We start from the raw sequence: 19,095 nt of genomic DNA on the forward strand, positions 1-19,095 counted from the left end.
CCCGTGGAGCGGGCAGAGTACGAGACCCCGCCGGAACTGCTCGATCTGGTGAAACTGGCGGTGCGGGTCAGCGGCACGCAGTCCGGTGTCATCAACATCATCACCGCCGATCAGCAGCACCAGATCGCCGCGGTGGGCGTGGACGCGGGCATCTGCTCCCGCGAGGACTCCATGTGCTCCAAGGTCTTCCTCTCCCCCTCCATCACGGCTCTGGCCGACGCCTCGGCGGATCCGCGCTTCAGGGACAACCCCTTCGTGGACGGCAGGATCGCGACGGTCAGGTCCTACGCGTCCGTCCCGTTGGTGACGACGGACGGCTACGCACTCGGCAGCCTCTGCGTGTTCTCCCCGAACGTCGTGGCCCTCGACGACGAGCAGCGCGAGGGTCTCGAGATCCTCGCCCGCCAGGTGGTGGAGGTCCTCGAACTGCAGTTGAAGACCCGGCAGCTCATCGAGGCGCTCGAGGTGGTGCGGCGCAGCAACGAGGATCTGGCCGGTTTCGCCGCTCGTGTCAGCCATGACCTGAAGAACCCGCTGACGGCGATCCTCGGGTACACCGAACTCAGCGAGCAGGACACCGCGGTGCAGTCCGCGGGTCCGGCCGCACGCTACTTCAGCATCATCCGCGGGAGCGCGCACCGCATGCTCTCCACCGTGCAGGAGGTCCTCGAGTTCTCCCGGATCGGCGGGTCGATCACCCGGGAGGAGGTGCGGCTGAGCACGATACTGAGCGATGTGCTGCAGGACATCCTGCCGCTCACCACCTCGCACGACGCCGTGGTCCAGGTGCAGGAGGCACAGCTGCTGGTGGACCGGGCACAGGTCACGGCGCTGCTGCAGAACCTGGTCTCCAACGCCGTCAAGTACTCGGTCCCCGGTGTCCCGCCGCAGGTCCTGGTGCTCGCCGAGCGCGGTGAGCGCCAGGTCCTGCGGGTGATCGACCACGGGAAGGGGATCGACCCGGCGGACCGGCGTCGCGTCCTGGAACCGCTGGTACGGCTGCGGCGCGAGGACGACCCCGAGGGCAGCGGGATCGGCCTGGCGACCTGCGCGCGGATCGCCGTCGCGCACGAGGGGTCGATCGACATCACGGAGACCCCGGGGGGCGGCACCACCGTCACGGTGGACCTGGGACCGGCGTACTGACCGGACCGGCGGCTCCCGGCCTCAGGGCACCCGCGTCCCGTGGTCCGCGGGTTGCGGACCCTCGAGCGTCGCCGTGGGAGGGAGCCTGAAGGTGAAGGTGGACCCCCGGCCCTCCACGCTCCTGCAGCTGATCACGCCGCCGTGCTGTTCCACGATCGCCTTCGAGATGGCCAGGCCGAGCCCCACCCCGGGGATGGCGGCGTGGCGGGCCGCGGAGGTCCGGAAGAACTTCGAGAACACACCGTCGATCTCGTCCTCCGACATCCCGCTGCCCTGGTCCTCCACGCTGCACTCGATCCCGCCGTCCACCAGGGCCGCACCCACGCGCACGCGCCCGCCGTCGGGCGAGTACTTGACCGCGTTCGAGAGCAGGTTGTCGAGGACCTGGCCGATCCGCGCGGCGTCGCACCACGCCGCCATCCCGGCGGTGGTGAACTCCTCGAAATGCACCAGCGGGTTGACGTTGCGCTGGCGGGCCTGGTCCACCCGCTCGGCGACCAGGGCCGAGAAGTCGGTGCGGTCCGGGGCGATCTCGGGGGATTCCTCCGCGGAGGAGAGCAGGTCCACCACGAGCTTGTGGAGCCGCTCGGAGTTGCGGGAGACCACCTCGAGGCCCGAGGCCACCTCGGGTTCCAGGTCCGGGATGCTGGTGAGGAGTTCGAGATAGCCCCGGATCGCGGTCAGCGGTGTCCGGAGCTCGTGGGACACCGTGGCCACGAACTCGTCCTTCGCGTTCAGCGCCGTGACCAGCTCCGTGACGTCCGTGAAGGTCACCACGGATCCCTCGTGGGCACCCTCCTGGTTCCGCATGAGCCGTGACGACGTCGAGAGCACACGCTGCCCCGGACGTACACCCCACCAGATCAGGTAGTCGGAGAACACCTGGCCCTCACCGGCCCGCCGTGTGGGTCTGCGCGACGCGGGCAGCTCGGTGACGCCGTCCTGCTGGAAGATCGCGAGCCCGGCCTCACCGGTCCCCGCGTCCCCACCTGCGAGGGTACGCAGTTTCTCCAGCTTCCGGTTCGCGAGGACCTGGCGCCCCTCCTCGTCGACGGCGAGCAGCCCGGTGTCCACGCTGTTCACCACCGTGTCCAGCAGCCGCTCGCGACGGGCGCTCTCCTTCAGCAGCACCTGGAGTGCGGCGTCCTTCTCCTCCACGATCCGCTGCTGCGCCATCATGCTGCCGGTCATCACCCGGATGCTCACCCCGATGGCGAGCATGATGAAGGGCAGGAGGAAGGACTGGCTGAGCGATCCGGAGTTGACGGCGTCGTCGGTGAGGAAGAGGGGCAACCACACCACGGCGAGCGAACCGAGGAACCCCGCGGCGAGGGCGGCACGGGGGAACAGGCCCGAGGCCGCGAGCCAGACCACGGGGAAGACGCTGAGCAGGCCCACGCCCGTGATCACGTCCCCCGCGCCATGGCGCATGAGGCCGATCGGGACGAAGTCGAGGAGCGGGACGACGAGGAAGGTGGGGTGAGGGAGCCGGTCCCAGGGCACCAGGACGCAGACGGCGAGCAGGACCGCCTGGAGCCCGAGGCCGAGCAGGAAGACCTCGCTCAGGAAGAGCCGGGGGTGGAACAGGAGCCCGCCGACCACGATCAGCAGGACGGTGAGGAAAAGCGGCAGCTGACTGAGGACCACCCTGGCCCGGAGGGTCAGCTCGTGGAACTGCCGCGTGTTGAGCGTCAGGTAGGAGAGCACCTTGTCCATGAGCCGGCCTTGTCCTGTCATCGTCGAGCTGTCCCGTCCGTCTCCCGACGGCGCGGTCCCGGTGGCGGCGGACGAGCACGGGCGCGTCAGCCACCACAGAATAACGCGGCAGCCCGTTGATTCGGCTCGGATCATCGCGTTCCGTACCTCAAGATCAGGTCAGGTTCCGCTCAACAACCCGGGCATTCCGGCGAAGGTGCTCCACGTGTTCCCGGCGGAGGGCGCGGGAACGTCCGAGTAGTCGACAAGTAGCGTTTAATGAGAGCCATGACTGCCGCCCCGGAACACCGCCGCGCTCTGGTCGTCGAGGACGACGTCGACATCCGGAGCCTGCTCGTGCAGATCCTGAAGCGCGAGGGCTTCGAGGTGATGGAGGCCGGCACCGCGCGGGAGGGACTCGAGAAGGCCCGCGGAGGAGCGGATCTGATCACCCTGGACCTCAACCTGCCCGACGGCGACGGCGTGGAGGTGTGCCGCGAGGTCCGTGCCTTCTCCGACGCGTACATCCTGATGATCACCGCGCGGACGGACGAGATCGAGCGGCTCACCGGGCTGGAGACCGGCGCCGACGACTACATCAGCAAACCCTTCAGCCCCCGCGAGCTCGTGGCCCGCATCAACTCCCTGTTCCGCCGCCAGAGCCGGCAGGCCGCGGTGGACGTCGCCAACGCCGATGAGCGGCAGCGGGCGGCCGAGGTCCAGCACAACCTGCTGCCACGGGACAACCTGCGGTTGCCGGGGTACGAGCTGGCGGGCCGGTTCCGGCCGTCCAGGAGCGTGGCCGGGGACTTCTACGACTGGTACGGGACCGCGGACGGCCTGCACGTGACCGTGGCGGACGCCATGGGCAAGGGCATGGGCGCCGCCCTGATTGCCGCGACGGTCCGCGCCACCATGCGATCGGCGTCGCGGCAGCCGAGCATCGGCACCGCGTTCGAGATGGCTGCGCGCGCCACGGAGGCGGATCTCGAGCAGACCAGCTCCTTCGTCACGCTCTTCCACGGCCGCCTCGACGCCGCCACGGGCACGGTGGGCTACGTGGACGCCGGCCACGGGCTGGCCCTGCACGTCTCGGCCGGCGGGGAGGTGGCCCGGCTCGCCTCCTGCGGGCCCCCCGTCGGCGCGTGGCCGGACCAGACGTGGGTCCCGGGCAGCGTGGACCTCGCACCCGGCGACTCGCTCGCCATCATCAGTGACGGTCTGCTCGACATCTACGCGACGGTGGAGGAGTTCACCCTCGCCGTGGCCGGCGTGATCACCTCGGCGGCCTGCCCCGAGGAGGCCTGCGCCGTCCTGCTCGCTCTGGCGGACGTCCCCGAGGTGGCCGACGACGTCACCGTGGTGGTCCTGCAGCGGGCTCCGGTCTGACGGCGGACCCGGCGGGGCCGCCGGGACCGGTCGGTACGTCCGTGCGGACCGGAGATCCATGAACAGTGAACAGGAGAGAGGTACAGCAGATGGAATTCACCACGGAGGACAAGGGGCGCTACACGGAGGTCTCCGCCAACGGGCGCCTGAACATGGTGGCCGCACCGAAGCTGCGGGAGGTCATCGACGGCGTCGTGGGCGCCGGGGCGAAGCGGATCGTGGTCAATCTCGCGGACACCAGCTTCATGGACTCCTCCGGGCTGGGTGCTCTCATCGGCTGCCTGAAGCTCGCCCGGCAGTCCGGTGGCGACCTGCGGATCGCCGCGGTCCAGCCGCAGGTCAACATGGTGCTCGAACTCACCAGCATGCACCGGGTCCTCACCCCGCACGCCTCGCCCGCCGAGGCCTTCGGCAATGAATGAGCCGGTGGTGCAGCGCACCCTCGAGGAACCCGCCACCGAAGGGTCGATCGAGAACCTGCACGACATCCTCGACGACCTCTGGGTCGACGCGGACTTCGTCCCGCCGCTGGACCAGATGGCCTTCACCACCGCCGTGGTGGAGGCCGCGAGCAACGTGGTGCAGCACGGCGTCCCCGCCGCGGAGGCCCAGCTGCTGCTCGGGGTGGAGCTCACGGTGACGCGCGAACGGCTGCGCGCCGTGATCAGCGAGATCGGCGCCGCCCCGCTGCACGGTGTCGAGGGGTTCGGCGGCGACACCGCACCCGAGGGCTCGTCCTCGTCCGCTGACGACCTGCAGGAGAACCTCGACGAGTCCGGACGCGGCCTGTCCATGATCCGGGCGCTGGTCAGCACCGTGACGGTGGAGCGTCAGGGCACCACGAACAGGTGGGTGCTCTCGCGGGAGTCCGCGTCCAGGACCTGACCGCGGCCACCGCGCCCACCGCCGTCGTCGCCCCTGGTCCCGCTCCCCACGGGGTCACGGCACCCGTCGTCCTCCCGCAGCCCTCACGGAAGTGCCGGGCGCCCGAGGAACTCCTCGATGTCCGCGAACACCGCGCGCGACTCCGGCAGCCGGGGGAAGGCCGGGAAGACGTGGAACGCCCCCGGGTACACGCTCAGCCTCACATCCGCCCCCGCCGCGACCGCGCGATCACGGAACACCTTCGCGTCCGCCATGCACACGTCCCTGGTGCCCTGGTAGATCCGGGTCACCGGCACCCTGGACAGCAGCTCCTCCGGCGCGTGGGCCGGGCTCACCAGCGGGGTCCGCGGATCATCGCCGCCGGCCCACCACGACCCCGCCCGCACGCCTCCCGGGACGGAGAGCATGGGGTCCACGGCGTCGTACATCGGGATCTCCGGATTGGTACCGGTGACGTCGAGCCACGGTGAGATCGCGACCACCCGGCCCGGTGCGGGCAGGCCGGCGTCGCCGAATGCCCAGGTCTGGGCGATGGCGAGGTTGCCGCCGGCGGAATCGCCCATGAGGGTCACGTCCTCCGGCGCCGAGGTCCGCAGGACCTCCCGGTAGACGGACACCAGATAGGGGAACGCCTCCCGGTACGTGCTCTCCGGGGCCAGGCGGTACAGCGGCACCGTCACCGTGGCGCCCGTGCGCTTCGTGAGCTCGGCGATGATCCACCAGTGCGGTCGGCCCAGCTCGTTGATGAAGGTGCCGCCGTGCGTGTAGACGATGTGCGAACGCGTGGCGCCGAGCAGGGGCCGCACCGTGATGGTGCGCACGCCGTCGATCCGGCGCTCCTGGATGGTGTGGGTCTGCTTGAACGTCCACGGGAGGGCCGCCGTGGAGGGGTAGGCGCGATCCGGGTACGTCGCATCCACCCACTCGGTACCGCTCATGTTCCGCTTCGTGGGCAGCAGGCCGATCAGGCGGCACGCCAGGCGCATCGGCAGGGAACCGTCCCCCGTGCTCGGCCGGACGTCCTCGGGTGCTGCGGAAGGGCTCGTCATGGCCCCAGCCTAGTGCGGACCCCTCCCCGTGGCGCCTGCTCTGTCATGCTGGTCCAGGCCCTTCCCGCCCCGGTCCACGGACGTGCGGGCAGGGCCCGCCACCCGTACGGCCCGCTTCCCGATCCCCGGAGGAGACGATGGACGCAGCCTCCTCCGCGGGCCTCGCCGCGGATCTCCTCGGCGTGTTCTTCTTCGCCGTGTCCGGGTCCCTGCTGGCCGCCCGCAAGGGCTTCGACCTCGTGGGCTCGCTCCTCCTGGCCTCGCTGGCGTCCCTCGGCGGTGGCGTGGTGCGGGACCTCATCATCGGCGTACCGCCCGCGGCCTTCACCGCCCCGGTGTACCTCGTGCCGCCGCTGCTCGCCACCGTCCTGGTGTACTTCGTCCTCTCCGGCGTGGAGCGCGTGAAGCGCGTGCTCGTGGTCTTCGACGCCGGCGGGCTCGCCCTGTTCTGCATCACCGGGACCGTCAAGGCCCTCGAGGCGGGGCTCAACCCCTTCTCCGCCGCCCTCCTCGGGGTGACCACCGCCGTGGGCGGCGGGCTCCTGCGCGACGTCGTCGCGAACGAGATCCCCCAGCTCTTCGACCCCCGCGACATCTACGCGCTGCCCGCGATGCTCGGCGCCGCCGTCGTCACCGTCCTGTACGTGACGTCCACCTTCACGCTCGTGACCGGCATGCTGGCGGCGTCGCTCGTGTTCTCCCTGCGGGTGCTCGGGTGGCGCTACGGGTGGCGGGCGCCGCTCGCCGCCCGGGTGCAACGTGACCGGCGGTGAACCGCGCCGGGGGTGCGGCGGCTAGGATAGGAGCATCCCCACCACCACTCCTGGAGTACCTGTGACTGAGCTCTTCGCCGACAAATTCCGCGCCCTGGTACCGCAGTACTTCGAGGACGAGTGGGCGGAGGAGGACGGCCTGTCCGAGGCCGAACTCACGGAGTACCTCGAGGACAAGGACTTCGAGCTCCCGCTGGCCCTGTACGAGTTCTACCGTGCCGTCGGCGCCACCGAGGACGTCATGGAGGCCTTCCACTTCTTCTGGGACCCGGACGAGCTCGAGATCGAGGACGGCTTCCTCCTGTTCCTCGAGGACGAGGACGAGGAGTACACCTGGGGCATCCGGGTGGACCAGCTGGACGTCCCCGACCCGATCGTGTGGCGGCGGCACAACGCCCGCGGCGAGTGGCAGAGCGAGGAGGGCACGTTCACCGAGTACGTGCTGGATCTCTTCGAGTGGGTCTTCGAGGAGGACGAGGAGAACTGATGGAGTTCGCCCACCACGCCCCCGAGGGGTACCGGTGCCCGTTCTGCGATCTCGCCCGCGGGGACTTCGGCAACGAGAGGAACCTGTGCCGCCCCGGTGACCTGATCTACTCGGACGATCTCACGCTGGCGTTCATCGCGTCCCACGGCTTCGAGCCGAACCCGGGGCACGTGCTCATCACGCCGCGGGCCCACGTGGAGCTGCTGTACGAACTGCCCGACGACGCCGCGGCCCGGATCATGACCCTCACCCGGGACATCGCGATCGCCATCAAACGGGCGTGGGAGCCCGACGGCGTCTCCACGCGGCAGCACAACGAGCCCGCCGGCAGCCAGCACGTGTGGCACTACCACCAGCACGTCCTGCCGCGCTGGTTCGACGACGGCTTCTATTTCACCCCGAAGCGGCCCGTCGTGGACCCGGAGGTCCGGGCCCGGAAGGCGGCCGAGCTGAGGGCGTTCCTCCCGGCGTCGTAGGCCGGCCGAGGGCTGCGGCTGCGGCCCGCCGTCGTTCCCGCCTTCCCACCCGGACCAGCGTGTCGCGCGCCGACACGCCATGATACGGGCGTGTGAGCCGCGATACGCGTGAACGACGGCGACGCGTCACCGGATCGGTCGTCCCCCGAGGACCGCCAGGACGGCCGCGAGGACCCGGTCGGGGGAGAACATCACGTCCTCGTAGCAGAAGCGGAGCACCGTGTACCCGCTGATGATCGTCATGTTGTTCCGCTGACGGTCGCGGCGCAGTGCCTGCCGGCCGGTGTGGAAGGCGGCACCGTCGATTTCCACCACGAGGAAGTCCTCGACGAGGAGTCGACGCGCCCCACGTCCTTGATCAGCACCTGAGGCCGTACGGCCAGCCCCGCTCCGGTGAGCAGCAGGCGCACCACCACTTCGATGGCAGAGTCCGCCGAACAGTCCACCTTCGCCAGCGCCGCTCGCGCCTTCCCGTTCCGGGATCCGGGCAGCCGCGCCCGGAGGAAGGCCGGCACGGTGTCGCCCCGCCGTAGCGCGCATTCCACCACCGGCACCGATTCCTCCTCGGGCCGGCACTGCAGCACGTGCACGAGCACGTCGACGAGTCCGACGAGCGGCAGGCGGGGATGAACGGGCACCGAACGAGTGCGGTGATTCACGCATCCGGGCCCTGTGCCGTCCGGTCGGGAGAGGTGGAGTTCACCCGGCTCCCGTAGGCACTAGAGGCCGTAATGCCGTGCCGCCGAGACACAGGTGAGACGCGCGTGCTCGCTGACCGCTGTCACGAGATCGGACGGCGCGTCGGCCAGGGCGAGGATGCCCCGGCGGACCCTGATCACGCGATCCTCGTCGACACCGCGGGCGATCTCCCACCGGCTGATACCCCGGGCGTACAGGGCGTGCGTGGGGGCCGCTCCCCCGAGAGCGGTCAGGACGGTCTCGATCCTCATCCCGCCAGTGCACACCCTCGTCAGGAGGACGGAGGATACGCAGGAGCACTATGTGGACGAGCCTTGGCGACCAAGGGTGGTCTCAACGGCCATCGTCCGCGGTTTCAGGGACGCAGGGGCGTGTCGAGTCACGACACGCCGCATCCGGCCGCTGGTGCGTTCGAAGGCCGGCAACGACGGCGGGTGGGACCGCGGGTCAGACGTCCCTGCTGACCACGGCCTGCGCGAAGGCGGCCAGCGCCTGCTTGACCACGCTGTCCGGGAGGGGCTCCAGGGCGTCGACGGCGTCGTCCGCCCACTGCTGCGCCACGGCCCACGCCTGCTGCGTCTCGGGGTGGGAGCGGACGGCGGCCACGGCCTCGGCGAGGGCCTCGTCGGAGGTCAGGTCACCGTCCACGAGGGCGACGACGTCGGCCGCGGAGGCGTCCCCGGCGGCGGCGGCGCGGCGCAGCAGGATCACGGGGAGCGTGGGTACGCCCTCGCGGAGATCCGTGCCGGGGGCCTTGCCGGACTTCACCTTGAGACCCGTGACGTCGATGACGTCGTCGGCGAGCTGGAAGGCGACACCCACCTTCTCCCCGTAGGAGACCATGACGTCCACAACCTCGGGGGACGTGTCGGCGAACAGGGCGCCAAGCTGACCGGAGGCCGCCACGAGCGATCCGGTCTTGTCCGCGATCACCGAGAGGTAGTGCTCGAGGTCGTCCTGACCCTCGCGCGGTCCCACGGTCTCGTGCAGCTGCCCCAGGCAGAGCCGCTCGAAGGTGCGGGCCTGGATGCCGAGGGCCTCGCCGCCGAGCTCGGACACGAGGATGGACGCACGGGCGAAGATGAGGTCGCCGGTGAGGATCGCCACCGAGTTGCCCCACACGGCGTGGGCGGTGGGGGCGCCGCGGCGGTAGGGCGCGGAGTCCATGACGTCGTCGTGGTAGAGCGTGGCCAGGTGCGTGAGCTCGACGACGACGGCGGCCTGCACCACCTTGGAACGCGTCGGGTTGCCGAGGTGGGAGGCGAGGAGGGTGAGCAGGGGGCGGATGCGCTTGCCGCCGGCCTCCACCAGGTGCCGACTCGTAGCGTCGGCGAGGGGGTCCGAGTGGGAGATGGCCTCGCGCAGCTGCTTCTCCACCTCCGCGAGGCAGGAGGAGACGGACGGCCCCAGTTCCGGGTCCTCGGCGATGAGGGCGAAACCGGGGGGCAGTGGCAGTGAATCCCCGTCCACGGCGAGCTCCGTGGTGTCCAACGCGCCGGCACTGCCGCCGCTGGTCCACCCGGAGTTGAAGGAATGTGTCACGGACTAAGACTAACGAAGGAGGGCGGCGCTGCGCGCACGTGGGTGGTGCACCGCGGCGGGTTGGTTGGTGGTGGGCGGGACGAGGGACTCGAGCAGGTGGATCACGCGGTCCTCGAAGCCCCGGCCGCCGGCGTCCGTGAGATTCGCGAGCATGCGCACCACGAAGCGCATGAGCACCGGCACCGGCATGCCGGTGCGCAGGGCGAGCGAGAGGATGGCTGGTTTACCGATCAGCTGCGCGAAGATCCTGCCGAGGGTGAAGTGGCTGCCCCACTGCTCACGGACGTACGGCGCGTACCCGGACATCACCTGGTCCCGCCCCAGGGGTGAGCCCACGCCCTGCGACCGCTCGATGAACTCGGCCGCGTACCGCGCCGACTCCATGGCGTAGGAGATGCCCTCACCGTTGAACGGGGACACCATCCCGCCGGCGTCACCGAGGAGCAGGAGGCCGGGGCTGTAGTGCGGTGTGCGGTTGAAGCCCATGGGCAGTGCCGCGCCGCGGATCTCCCCCACCTGGTTCTCGGGGGAGAAACCCCATTCGGAGGGCATCCCGGCGGTCCAGTCCCGGAGCACCTGCTTGTAGTCCAGCTTGCCGAACTCCGCCGAGGAGTTGAGGATCCCGAGGCCCACGTTGGAGGTGCCGTCGCCCACGCCGAACACCCAGCCGTACCCGGGCAGCGGCCTCCCGGTGGCGTCGGGGAGCTCGAGCCAGCCCTCCATCCAGTCGTCGTCGGTGCGCGGGCTGGTGAAGTAGGTGCGCACGGCCACGCCGAGCGGGCGGTCGTCGCGCTTCTGCATCCCGAGGCTGACGGCGGTGCGGGTGGAGTTGCCGTCAGCGGCGAGGACGACGTCGGCGGTGAAGGTGCGCGTCTCACCCGTCCTCCGGCCGTCGGCGTCGAGCACGTTCGCGATGACACCGGTGACGCGACCGGCGTCGTCGCGGACGGCGGAGGTGACCGCGTGGCCCTCGAGGATGGTGGCACCGGCGGCACGGGCGTGCTCGGCGAGCGCTTCGTCGAAGCCGAGGCGCGTGCGGACCAGACCGTAGTCGGGGAAGTCGCTGAGCTCGGGCCAGGGCACCTCCACGGTGCGGGACCCGGCGATGAGGCGCAGGCCCCTGTTGCGGCGCCAGCCCTCGCTCTCCTCGTGCGGCAGGCCGAGCAACTGCAGTTCGCGCGTGGCCCGGGGCGTCAGTCCGTCGCCGCAGACCTTCTCGCGGGGGAAGAAGGTCTTCTCCAGCACCGTGACCTCGATGCCGGCGCGTGCCAGGTAGGAGGCGGCGGTGGACCCGGCCGGCCCTGCCCCGACGACGAGGACGGACACCTAGCCCGCCGCCGGCGTGGTACGGCGCCACCGGACCTGTCCCGGCAGCAGCGGCGGCTCCCCGTGCCCCTCCCCGGGCGCCCCGGCCTTGGGGGCGCGGGGCCGGCCACGACCCCGCCGTTGAGGTTCCGGTACTCGACGTCGCCCCAGCCGCTCTCCGCGATCCAGCCCGCGAGCTCGTCCTGGTCCGGCCAGGCGCGGATGGACTCGGCGAGATACACGTAGGCGTCGGGGTTGGAGCTGACCCTGCGGGCGATCGCGGGCAGCGCCCGCATCAGGTACTCCGTGTAGACGGTGCGCCACGGGGCGAAGGTGGGGGATGAGAACTCCGCGATGACCAGACGCCCGCCGGGACGGGTGACGCGCAGCATCTCGGCGAGCGCGCGCTTCGGCTCGTTCACGTTCCGCAGCCCGAAGGAGATGGTGCTCGCGTCGAAGGAGTCGTCCGCGAACGGCAGGTTCGTGGCGTCACCGGCCACGAAGTCGATGTCCGGGCGGCGCCGCTTGCCCACCTTCAGCATGCCCAGGGAGAAGTCGCAGGCGACGACGTCGATCCCGGCGTCCGCGTAGGGTTCGCTCGAGGTGCCGGTGCCGGCCGCGAGGTCGAGGACCCGCTGACCCGGCTCCGCGCCGACGGCGTCCACCACCACGCGCCGCCAGCGGCGCGTCTGTCCCATCGACAGGACGTCGTTCACGACGTCGTACTTGGGCGCCACGTCGTCGAACATGGCTGCCACTTCATCCGGGCGCTTCTCCAGCGATGCACGATTCACCCGACCATCATCTCAAAGAAACCCTCACCGCCCGAACTGCGGGAGGGGTGCGCGAGCTCACTCGTCGGCACCCGGGAGGCGCTCCGCCGCGGAGTACGCTGGGGGGATCATGAGCACTCCGTCCCTCGCCGCGCTGTCCCCTGCCTCCGGGCGGTCCCGCGGGCTCCGCAGCATCACGGTGAGCAGGACCAGCATGGACCCCCAGACCGGCCTCCTCGACCATGTGGTCCGCAACGATGCCCACACCTGGATCCGGCGCGGCGGCGGTCTGGTGGCCTACGGCGAGACGGCCCGCTTCACCGTCACCGGACCGGACCGCTTCACCCGCGCACAGGACTGGTGGCGCAACGAGCTCGCGGGCGCCGAGATCGTCGATCACCTCGGCGTCCCCGGCACCGGGCTGATCGCCTTCGGGTCCTTCGCCTTCTCCAAGACCTCCCCGCACGCCTCGCGCCTGATCGTCCCCGAGGTGGTGGTCGGGTGCAGCGAGGGTACGAGCTGGCTGACCCTGATCACGGACGACGCCGACGCCGAGCTGAGCGCGGAGGCGGCGGAGGCCGCCCTGGCCGCCTACCTGCTGGAGCCCGACGGTGATCGCTCCCCCGGATCCGGCGACCGCCTGGAGCCCGGGGTGGTGAGCGAGGAGGGGTACCGCTCCGCCGTGGCCGAGGGTGTGGAGCACATCCGTGCCGAGGAACTGACCAAGCTCGTCCTGGCACGGGACGTCGTCGCCCGGCTCGACACCCCGGTGGCCACCGCGCAGGTGCTCCGTGAGCTCGCGGTCCGGTACGAGGACTGCTGGACCTACTCGGTGGACGGCCTGATCGGGTCCACGCCCGAGATGCTGATCAAGGTGGAGGAGAACACGGCGCAGGCCCGGGTGCTCGCCGGGACCCTGGACCGCGCCCAGGCGCCGAAGGACGATCCGGGCTACGCCACGCGTGTTCTCGCCGGATCGGAGAAGCAGCTCCACGAGCACCGGATCGCGATCGACTCGCTCACCGGGACCCTGCGGCCGTTCACCCGCTCCATGACGGCTCCGAGCGAGCCGTTCGTGCTGCAGCTGCCCAACGTGTGGCACCTGGCCTCCGACGTCCGGGCGGAACTGGCACCGGACGAGGACGGGCAGATCCCCACCTCCCTGGCCCTGGTGCAGGCCCTGCATCCCACGGCCGCCGTCTGCGGCACACCGACCACCGTGGCCGGCGCGCTGATCCGCAAGATCGAGCAGCTGGAACGCGGGCCCTACGCGGGTCCGGTGGGGTGGATCGACGCCGCCGGCAACGGGGAGTGGGGCATCGCCCTGCGGGGAGCGGTGATCGAGGAACCCACGAGGATCAGGCTCTACGCCGGGTGCGGGATCGTGGACGGATCGCAGCCGGAGGCCGAGCTCGCCGAGACCTGGAGCAAGTTCCGGCCCATGATCGAGGCCCTCGGGCTGTCACGCTGAGCGCTGCCCGTTCCCGGATCGGTAGAATCGGTCACGATCTTTCCCACCAGTCCGTCCTGAAGAGGTACCCATGTCCACCAAGAAGACCGCCGTGCTGGCCGCCCTGGCCGCCGGCACCCTCGCCCTGAGCGCCTGCGGGGGCGGCGACGACGCCGGGTCCGGCTCCGAGGAGGAGAACGGCCTGGGCCTCGTGTCCGCCGGTTCGCTGACCGTGTGCTCGGACATCCCGTACCCGCCCTTCGAGTACGAGGAGAACGGCGAGTACACCGGCTTCGACATGGATCTCATGCGCGAGATCGCCACGGGCCTGGACCTCGAGCTCTCGGTGCAGGACGTCGGGTTCGACGGTCTGCAGAGCGGCGCCGTCCTGGGCGCACGGCAGTGCGACATCGGGGCGAGCGCCGTGACCATCACGCCGGAGCGCGAGGTGAACCTCGCCTTCTCCGATCCGTACTACGACTCCCTGCAGTCCGTCCTCGTGCCCGAGGACTCGGACATCACCTCGATCGACGACCTCGCGGGCAGGAAGGTCGGCGTGCAGCAGGGCACTACCGGTGCCACCTACGCCGAGGAGAACGCCCCTGAGGCCGAGCTCGTGCAGTACCCCTCCGACGCCGAGATGTACGCCGCGATCCAGGCAGGCAACGTCGACGCCCTCCTCCAGGACCTCCCGGTCAACCTGGGCCACACCGAGGACGGCGCCTTCACCATCGCGGAGGAGCTGCCGACGGACGAGCAGTACGGCTTCATCATGATCAAGGACGGCAGCGAGGACCTCGTCTCCGCCGTCAACGAGCAGCTGACCGAGCTGCGCGACAACGGCAGGTACCAGGAGATTTACGACACCTACTTCTCGGAGTAGACACATCGCACCGTTCGGCGTCGACGACGGCGCCGAACGGTCCCATCTCCTTCGAAGGAAGGTAGTTCCTCCGCGTGAAACGCTCGACCCGCAGACGCCTCACGCAGGGCGTCCTCTACGCGATCTTCGCAGCAGTCGTCCTCCTCGTCCTCCTGTCGATCGACTGGGGGAGGATCCAGCCCTACTTCTTCAATGTCGACGTGGCGCGGGACGCCTTCCCCGGGATCCTCACCATCGCGGCGAAGAACACCGTCGTCTACACCGCGATCGCCTTCGTGGGTGGCATGCTGTTCGGGCTCGCGCTCGCGCTCATGAAGCTCTCGCCGGTGCTGCCGTACCGCTGGCTCGCCACCGCCTACATCGAACTCTTCCGCGGACTGCCCGCCCTGCTCGTGATCTTCGGGTTCGCGTTCGCCGTGCCGATCGCCTTCTCCTGGCAGGCTCCGGGCGGCAGCGTGGGTGCCGGTCTGATCGGCCTCATCGTGGTCTCGGCGGCATACATCGCCGAGACCATCAGGGCTGGTATCGAGGCCGTGCCCAAGGGTCAGGTCGAGGCGGCACGGTCCCTCGGCATGAACCCCGCCTGGACCATGATCACGGTGGTACTCCCCCAGGCCTTCCGGATCATCACGCCTCCCCTGACCAACGAGCTCGTGATCCTCATCAAGGACACCTCACTCCTGTTCATCGCGGGTATGGCGATCGGCGACCGCGAGCTCACGACCTTCGCCCGCGACTCCCTGACGAACTCCGCGAACGCGACGCCCCTGGTGGTGGCCGCACTGCTCTACCTGGTGATCACGCTCCCGCTCACCCAGCTGGTCGCGAAGCTCGAGCGACACAACAAGAGAGGCCGGTGATCCCGGTGGCCCACACAGCATCCGGTAGCGCGGCGGTCCCCGCGATCGAGATCCGGGCGCTCCACAAGTCCTTCGGCGACAACGAGGTGCTCAAGGGCATCGACTTCCACGTGGACCAGGGCGAGGTGGTCTGCGTGATCGGCCCCTCGGGCTCCGGCAAGTCCACCCTGCTGCGCTGCGTCAACCGGCTCGAGGAGCCCACCAGCGGCACCGTGCTGGTGGAGGGCATCGATATCACGGACGGCGAGACGGACCTCGACGGGGTGCGCACGCGCATCGGGATGGTGTTCCAGCAGTTCAACCTGTTCCCGCACCTGAGCGTGCTGAAGAACCTGACCCTCGCCCAGCAGCGCGCGAAGAAGCGCAAGCGCGCCGAGGCCGTGGACATCGCCCGGCGGAACCTCGCCAAGGTGGGGCTGGCGGAGAAGGCCGATGCGTTTCCCGCGCAGCTCTCGGGTGGTCAGCAGCAGCGCGTGGCCATCGCCCGGGCCCTGTCCATGGACCCGGACATGATGCTCTTCGACGAGCCCACCAGCGCCCTGGACCCCGAGCTCGTGGGTGACGTCCTTGAGGTCATGAAGCAGCTGGCCCGCGACGGCATGACCATGATGGTGGTGACCCACGAGATGGGCTTCGCCCGCGAGGTGGGCGACCGCGTGGTGTTCATGGACGGCGGCGTGGTGGTGGAGCAGGGCAGGCCCGAGGACGTCCTGGGGGATCCGCAGCACGAGCGCACCAAGCTGTTCCTCTCGAAGGTGCTCTAGGAGCCTGGTGCCGGGGTGACCACTGCGGCGGCCACCACCGCCCGGACGCGGGCGTGGAGTTCCCGCAGGGTGGTGCGGTCGGCCTTGATCTCGAGGACCGAGCGTCCCCGGACGGGTTCCTCCAGCGCGGCGTCGAGCTCCTCCACCGTGCCGGCCCGCTGGTGCTCGAGGCCGTAGGCGGCGGCCAGGGCGGCGAGGTCCACGGTGTGCGGGGTGCCGAACAGGCGCTCGACGGCGGCACCGTAGCGCGCCGTCGTGGGCTCCGCACCGGGCGCGAGCAGACCGAAGATGCCGCCCCCGCCGCCGTGGAGCACCACGAGCTGCAGGTCCGGTTGCGGCTCGCCGACACCGAGGAGCAGCCCGCCGACGTCGTGCAGGAACGTCAGGTCCCCCATGAGGGCGCGGGTGGGGATGCCCGCGGCGAGCGCCACGCCCGTGGCCGTGGAGACGGTGCCGTCGATGCCCGCGAGGCCGCGGTTGGCGAACACCTCGAGCGGGTGCTGGTCCGTGGCGGCCACGAGATCCACGTCGCGGATCGGGTTGGAGGAGCCGAGCACCCGGTTGCCGTCCGTGTGCTCCCAGACGGCGTCGGCCACGTGCAGACCGTTGAGTCCCGGCCCCGCGGCGAGGAGTGTCTGCACCGCGGCCGCGGCGGCGGCGCCCGCCCCCCGCCCCGGGGCGGGCCGCCCCGCCCCGCCGCGGCCCGCGAAGCCCAGCAGCTCGGGCGGGGGGTGGATGATCCGCTCGGGGCGCCGCCCGTCCTCGAACCAGGCCACCGGCTCCGGGAGGTAGAGGGCGTGCTCGACGTCGGCGCGGGCCAGCAGCGCCGCGACCGGCCGGGACAGCGTGGGGCGGCCGAAGGTGACCACGCGGGTGATCATCGGCCCGAGGTGCTCGAGGAGCAGGCGATAGGGGGCGATCGCGCTGCCGCCGAACCGGGCGTTGGACGACGGCTCGGCGAGCAGGGGCAGTCCGAGGTGGGCGGCGAAGACCGCGGCGAGCTCTCCCGCCCCGTGACCGGCGACCACCACGGTCCGGCCGGTTCCGGGGTCCTCCGGCACGGACGCCTCGTGGTCCGTCCCGGGGGCCGGTTCGGCATCCTGCACCGGTGCGACGTCGGCCACGGGACCGCCGCCGTCCCGGGCGGAGGACGAGACGGAGTCCGGGACCAGCGGGTCGCGGAAGGCGAGCTTGAGGGGCACCGGGCCGGGCGGCAGCGCGGGCTCACCGGGTGCGGAGCGCCCGACGGCGGGGCGGCGCGCCCGCGCGACGCCGTGGTACGGGTCCACCCCCGCCGCGAGGTCGGAGCCGGCCCGCACGTGCACACCGAACAGGCCGGGCTGCACCGTGGTCTGGTTGGCGCCCGTGCCGCGCAGTTCCTCCGGGCGGTCCGCGGAGAGCACCACGAGGGGGACCGCCGCGTGGTTGGCCTCCATCACGGCCGGCAGCAGCTCGCCCACCGCGGTGCCCGACGTCGTCAGGACCGCTGCGGGCCGGCCGGCCCCGAGGGCCAGCCCGAGGGCCGTGAAGGCCGCCGACCGCTCGTCGATCCGGACGTGGAGGCGCACTTCCCCGGCGGCCTCCGCCTCCGCGAGCGCGTACGCCAGGGGCGCGCTCCGTGACCCGGGGGCGACGACGACGTCCGTCACGCCACCGGCGACGAGGGCCCGCACCACGCGGGCGGCGGATGCCGCCGCATCCAGGGGTGCCTTGAGGGATGCATCGCGGGCGGGGTCGAGCGGGGCGTCGGGAGCAGCGGGGATCTCGGTCACGGTCCCATCCTCACACCTCGGTCCCGGGCGCACCCCCTTCAGGAGCCGGCGAGCACCGCGTAGGTCCGCTCCAGCCTCCGTGACCACCACTCCACGCGGTCCTCGGGCGCGGCCAGCAGGCGTAGCCGCTCCTCGGAGACCCGCACCTCCCGCACCGGCAGGGCACCGTCCACCGGGACCAGGGACTCATCGGTGACGTCGTCGGCCATGCGGGACACCGTGGCGAGGCCGCACGCGAAGGGCAGCTCCGGCAGCGCGGCCGCGAGCGCCACCCCGGCCCCGATCCCCACGGACGTGTCCAGGGCCGAGCTGACCACCACGGGGAGCCCCGCCCGCCGGACGATATCCAGCGCCCGCCGCACCCCGCCGAGCGGGGCGGCCTTGATGACCAGGAGATCGGCGGCGTCCTCGCGGGCCACCCGCAGCGGGTCCTCCTGGCGCCGCACGCTCTCGTCCGCCGCCACGAGTGTCCGATCGCCGCGGCGGCGCAGCTCCAGGCGTACCTCCCGCAGTCCGGCGATGTCCGGGACCGGCTGCTCCACGTACTGGAGGTCGAACCTCCCGAGGGCCTCGAGGGCCACCAGCGCCTCCCGCACGTCCCAGCCGCCGTTGGCGTCCACCTTGATGCCCGCGTGCGGCAGGAGCCTGCGTACCTCGGCCACGCGCTCGACGTCGTCGGCCAGGGTCTGCCCCCGCTCTGCGACCTTGACCTTGACCGCACCCACCTCACCGAAGCGGGCCAGCACACTCTTCACCGGAGCCGGTCCGACGGCGGGGACGGTGGCGTTGACGGGGACCGACGTCCGGTGGGCCGCCGGGAAACCGTGCCAGGCGGCCTCGATCGCGGAGGCGAGCCAGGGAGCGGACTCGGCGTCGTCGTACTCGAGGAACGGGCAGAACTCACCCCAGCCCGCGGGCCCCTCGATGAGGAGCGCCTCACGGACCAGCACCCCGCGGAACTTCACGCGCATGGGGATCGATACCACCCGGGCAGCGGCGGACACCTCCTCCAGGGAGGGCAGGGAAACGGGGCCGGGAGGAGTGGGGTATTGCTCGTGCACGCCCTCAGGCTACGTGACCCCGGGGATACGCCCCGAGGTCACGGGAGGGGCACGGGACCTCCCCGATCGTGTGGAACCATGGGAAG

General features: G+C 71.1%; 19 protein-coding genes and 1 pseudogene. 11 read left to right on the forward strand and 9 right to left on the reverse strand.

The window, feature by feature from the left end; all coding sequences use genetic code 11:
* Nucleotides 1–1,146, forward strand: a 1,146-nt coding sequence (locus AC792_RS15315; protein WP_049831360.1) for a GAF domain-containing sensor histidine kinase, incomplete at its 5' end; no start/stop codon positions are given.
* Between the two features lie 21 nt (nt 1,147–1,167).
* Here AC792_RS15315 and AC792_RS15320 read toward each other — a convergent pair.
* Nucleotides 1,168–2,883 (reverse strand): sensor histidine kinase, encoded by a 1,716-nt coding sequence (locus AC792_RS15320; RefSeq protein WP_235436839.1) that lies wholly within the window; start codon nt 2,881–2,883, stop codon nt 1,168–1,170.
* A gap of 246 nt (nt 2,884–3,129) precedes the next feature.
* On the opposite strand from AC792_RS15320, the gene AC792_RS15325 reads away from it, so the two are divergent.
* The 3 genes from AC792_RS15325 to AC792_RS15335 all read left to right on the forward strand — a co-directional run bounded on the left by AC792_RS15325 (nt 3,130) and on the right by AC792_RS15335 (nt 5,115).
* Complete coding sequence (locus AC792_RS15325) at nt 3,130–4,230, forward strand: PP2C family protein-serine/threonine phosphatase (protein WP_049831362.1); 1,101 nt, start codon at nt 3,130–3,132, stop codon at nt 4,228–4,230.
* A gap of 89 nt (nt 4,231–4,319) precedes the next feature.
* Nucleotides 4,320–4,652: an STAS domain-containing protein gene (locus tag AC792_RS15330; RefSeq protein WP_049831363.1), complete on the forward strand. Its 333-nt coding sequence runs from the start codon at nt 4,320–4,322 to the stop codon at nt 4,650–4,652.
* Nucleotides 4,645–5,115: an ATP-binding protein gene (locus AC792_RS15335; protein ID WP_082177810.1), complete on the forward strand. Its 471-nt coding sequence runs from the start codon at nt 4,645–4,647 to the stop codon at nt 5,113–5,115. Before AC792_RS15330 ends, AC792_RS15335 begins: the two co-directional genes overlap by 8 nt.
* Before the next feature lie 83 nt (nt 5,116–5,198).
* On the opposite strand, the gene AC792_RS15340 is transcribed toward AC792_RS15335, so the two are convergent.
* On the reverse strand, nt 5,199–6,164 hold the full coding sequence (locus tag AC792_RS15340; protein ID WP_082177811.1) for an alpha/beta hydrolase: 966 nt from the start codon (nt 6,162–6,164) through the stop codon (nt 5,199–5,201).
* Between the two features lie 137 nt (nt 6,165–6,301).
* Here AC792_RS15340 and AC792_RS15345 point away from each other — a divergent pair, with 137 nt between their 5' ends.
* The 3 genes from AC792_RS15345 to AC792_RS15355 all read left to right on the forward strand — a co-directional run bounded on the left by AC792_RS15345 (nt 6,302) and on the right by AC792_RS15355 (nt 7,900).
* Entirely contained in the window at nt 6,302–6,937 is a 636-nt protein-coding gene (locus AC792_RS15345; protein ID WP_049831366.1) for a trimeric intracellular cation channel family protein, read from the forward strand.
* Nucleotides 6,938–6,998: 61 nt separating this feature from the next.
* Nucleotides 6,999–7,424, forward strand: coding sequence for a hypothetical protein (locus tag AC792_RS15350; protein ID WP_049831367.1), 426 nt, complete (start codon nt 6,999–7,001; stop codon nt 7,422–7,424).
* Entirely contained in the window at nt 7,424–7,900 is a 477-nt protein-coding gene (locus AC792_RS15355; protein WP_049831368.1) for an HIT family protein, read from the forward strand. The genes AC792_RS15350 and AC792_RS15355 overlap by 1 nt, the downstream gene beginning before the upstream one ends.
* A 126-nt stretch (nt 7,901–8,026) precedes the next feature.
* Here the strand turns inward: AC792_RS15355 and AC792_RS17390 are convergent, their stop codons facing one another.
* The 5 genes and pseudogenes from AC792_RS17390 to AC792_RS15380 form a co-directional block, all read right to left on the reverse strand.
* Nucleotides 8,027–8,215, reverse strand: coding sequence for a DUF559 domain-containing protein (locus AC792_RS17390; protein ID WP_049831369.1), 189 nt, complete (start codon nt 8,213–8,215; stop codon nt 8,027–8,029).
* A 404-nt stretch (nt 8,216–8,619) separates the two neighbouring features.
* Complete coding sequence (locus AC792_RS15365) at nt 8,620–8,850, reverse strand: hypothetical protein (protein WP_049831370.1); 231 nt, start codon at nt 8,848–8,850, stop codon at nt 8,620–8,622.
* A gap of 196 nt (nt 8,851–9,046) precedes the next feature.
* On the reverse strand, nt 9,047–10,141 hold the full coding sequence (locus AC792_RS15370) for a polyprenyl synthetase family protein (protein WP_049831371.1): 1,095 nt from the start codon (nt 10,139–10,141) through the stop codon (nt 9,047–9,049).
* 9 nt (nt 10,142–10,150) lie between these two features.
* Entirely contained in the window at nt 10,151–11,467 is a 1,317-nt protein-coding gene (locus AC792_RS15375; protein ID WP_049831372.1) for a geranylgeranyl reductase family protein, read from the reverse strand.
* A gap of 83 nt (nt 11,468–11,550) precedes the next feature.
* Nucleotides 11,551–12,240 (reverse strand): annotated as a pseudogene (locus AC792_RS15380) (demethylmenaquinone methyltransferase); the annotation flags it as partial.
* A 109-nt stretch (nt 12,241–12,349) separates the two neighbouring features.
* Here AC792_RS15380 and AC792_RS15385 point away from each other — a divergent pair.
* The 4 genes from AC792_RS15385 (at nt 12,350) to AC792_RS15400 (ending at nt 16,176) form a co-directional block, all read left to right on the forward strand.
* Nucleotides 12,350–13,690, forward strand: a complete 1,341-nt coding sequence (locus tag AC792_RS15385) for an isochorismate synthase (protein WP_049831373.1) — start codon at nt 12,350–12,352, stop codon at nt 13,688–13,690.
* A 70-nt stretch (nt 13,691–13,760) separates the two neighbouring features.
* On the forward strand, nt 13,761–14,552 hold the full coding sequence (locus AC792_RS15390) for a transporter substrate-binding domain-containing protein (RefSeq protein ID WP_049831374.1): 792 nt from the start codon (nt 13,761–13,763) through the stop codon (nt 14,550–14,552).
* A gap of 74 nt (nt 14,553–14,626) precedes the next feature.
* Nucleotides 14,627–15,412, forward strand: coding sequence for an amino acid ABC transporter permease (locus AC792_RS15395; protein WP_049831375.1), 786 nt, complete (start codon nt 14,627–14,629; stop codon nt 15,410–15,412).
* A 5-nt stretch (nt 15,413–15,417) separates the two neighbouring features.
* The gene (locus AC792_RS15400) at nt 15,418–16,176 is read left to right on the forward strand and encodes an amino acid ABC transporter ATP-binding protein (protein ID WP_049831401.1); all 759 of its coding nucleotides are present in this window, start codon (nt 15,418–15,420) and stop codon (nt 16,174–16,176) included.
* Here AC792_RS15400 and menD read toward each other — a convergent pair.
* Together menD and AC792_RS15410 are read right to left on the reverse strand one after the other, a co-directional pair.
* On the reverse strand, nt 16,173–17,948 hold the full coding sequence (gene menD / locus AC792_RS15405) for a 2-succinyl-5-enolpyruvyl-6-hydroxy-3-cyclohexene-1-carboxylic-acid synthase (protein ID WP_235436840.1): 1,776 nt from the start codon (nt 17,946–17,948) through the stop codon (nt 16,173–16,175). The genes AC792_RS15400 and menD overlap by 4 nt on opposite strands.
* 38 nt (nt 17,949–17,986) lie before the next feature.
* Nucleotides 17,987–19,009, reverse strand: a complete 1,023-nt coding sequence (locus tag AC792_RS15410) for an o-succinylbenzoate synthase (protein WP_049831376.1) — start codon at nt 19,007–19,009, stop codon at nt 17,987–17,989.
* Nucleotides 19,010–19,095 lie beyond the last annotated feature (86 nt).

Source organism: Arthrobacter sp. RIT-PI-e, assembly GCF_001187915.1.
GTDB lineage: Bacteria > Actinomycetota > Actinomycetes > Actinomycetales > Micrococcaceae > Arthrobacter_D.

Excerpts from the sequence above, each read along its gene's own strand:
- AC792_RS15320 (WP_235436839.1), bottom strand. The coding sequence starts at position 2,883 with ATGACAGGACAAGGCCGGCTCATGGACAAGGTGCTCTCCTACCTGACG.
- AC792_RS15325 (WP_049831362.1), top strand. The coding sequence starts at position 3,130 with ATGACTGCCGCCCCGGAACACCGCCGCGCTCTGGTCGTCGAGGACGAC.
- AC792_RS15330 (WP_049831363.1), top strand. The coding sequence starts at position 4,320 with ATGGAATTCACCACGGAGGACAAGGGGCGCTACACGGAGGTCTCCGCC.
- AC792_RS15335 (WP_082177810.1), top strand. The coding sequence starts at position 4,645 with ATGAATGAGCCGGTGGTGCAGCGCACCCTCGAGGAACCCGCCACCGAA.
- AC792_RS15340 (WP_082177811.1), bottom strand. The coding sequence starts at position 6,164 with ATGACGAGCCCTTCCGCAGCACCCGAGGACGTCCGGCCGAGCACGGGG.
- AC792_RS15345 (WP_049831366.1), top strand. The coding sequence starts at position 6,302 with ATGGACGCAGCCTCCTCCGCGGGCCTCGCCGCGGATCTCCTCGGCGTG.
- AC792_RS15355 (WP_049831368.1), top strand. The coding sequence starts at position 7,424 with ATGGAGTTCGCCCACCACGCCCCCGAGGGGTACCGGTGCCCGTTCTGC.
- AC792_RS15365 (WP_049831370.1), bottom strand. The coding sequence starts at position 8,850 with ATGAGGATCGAGACCGTCCTGACCGCTCTCGGGGGAGCGGCCCCCACG.
- AC792_RS15385 (WP_049831373.1), top strand. The coding sequence starts at position 12,350 with ATGAGCACTCCGTCCCTCGCCGCGCTGTCCCCTGCCTCCGGGCGGTCC.
- AC792_RS15390 (WP_049831374.1), top strand. The coding sequence starts at position 13,761 with ATGTCCACCAAGAAGACCGCCGTGCTGGCCGCCCTGGCCGCCGGCACC.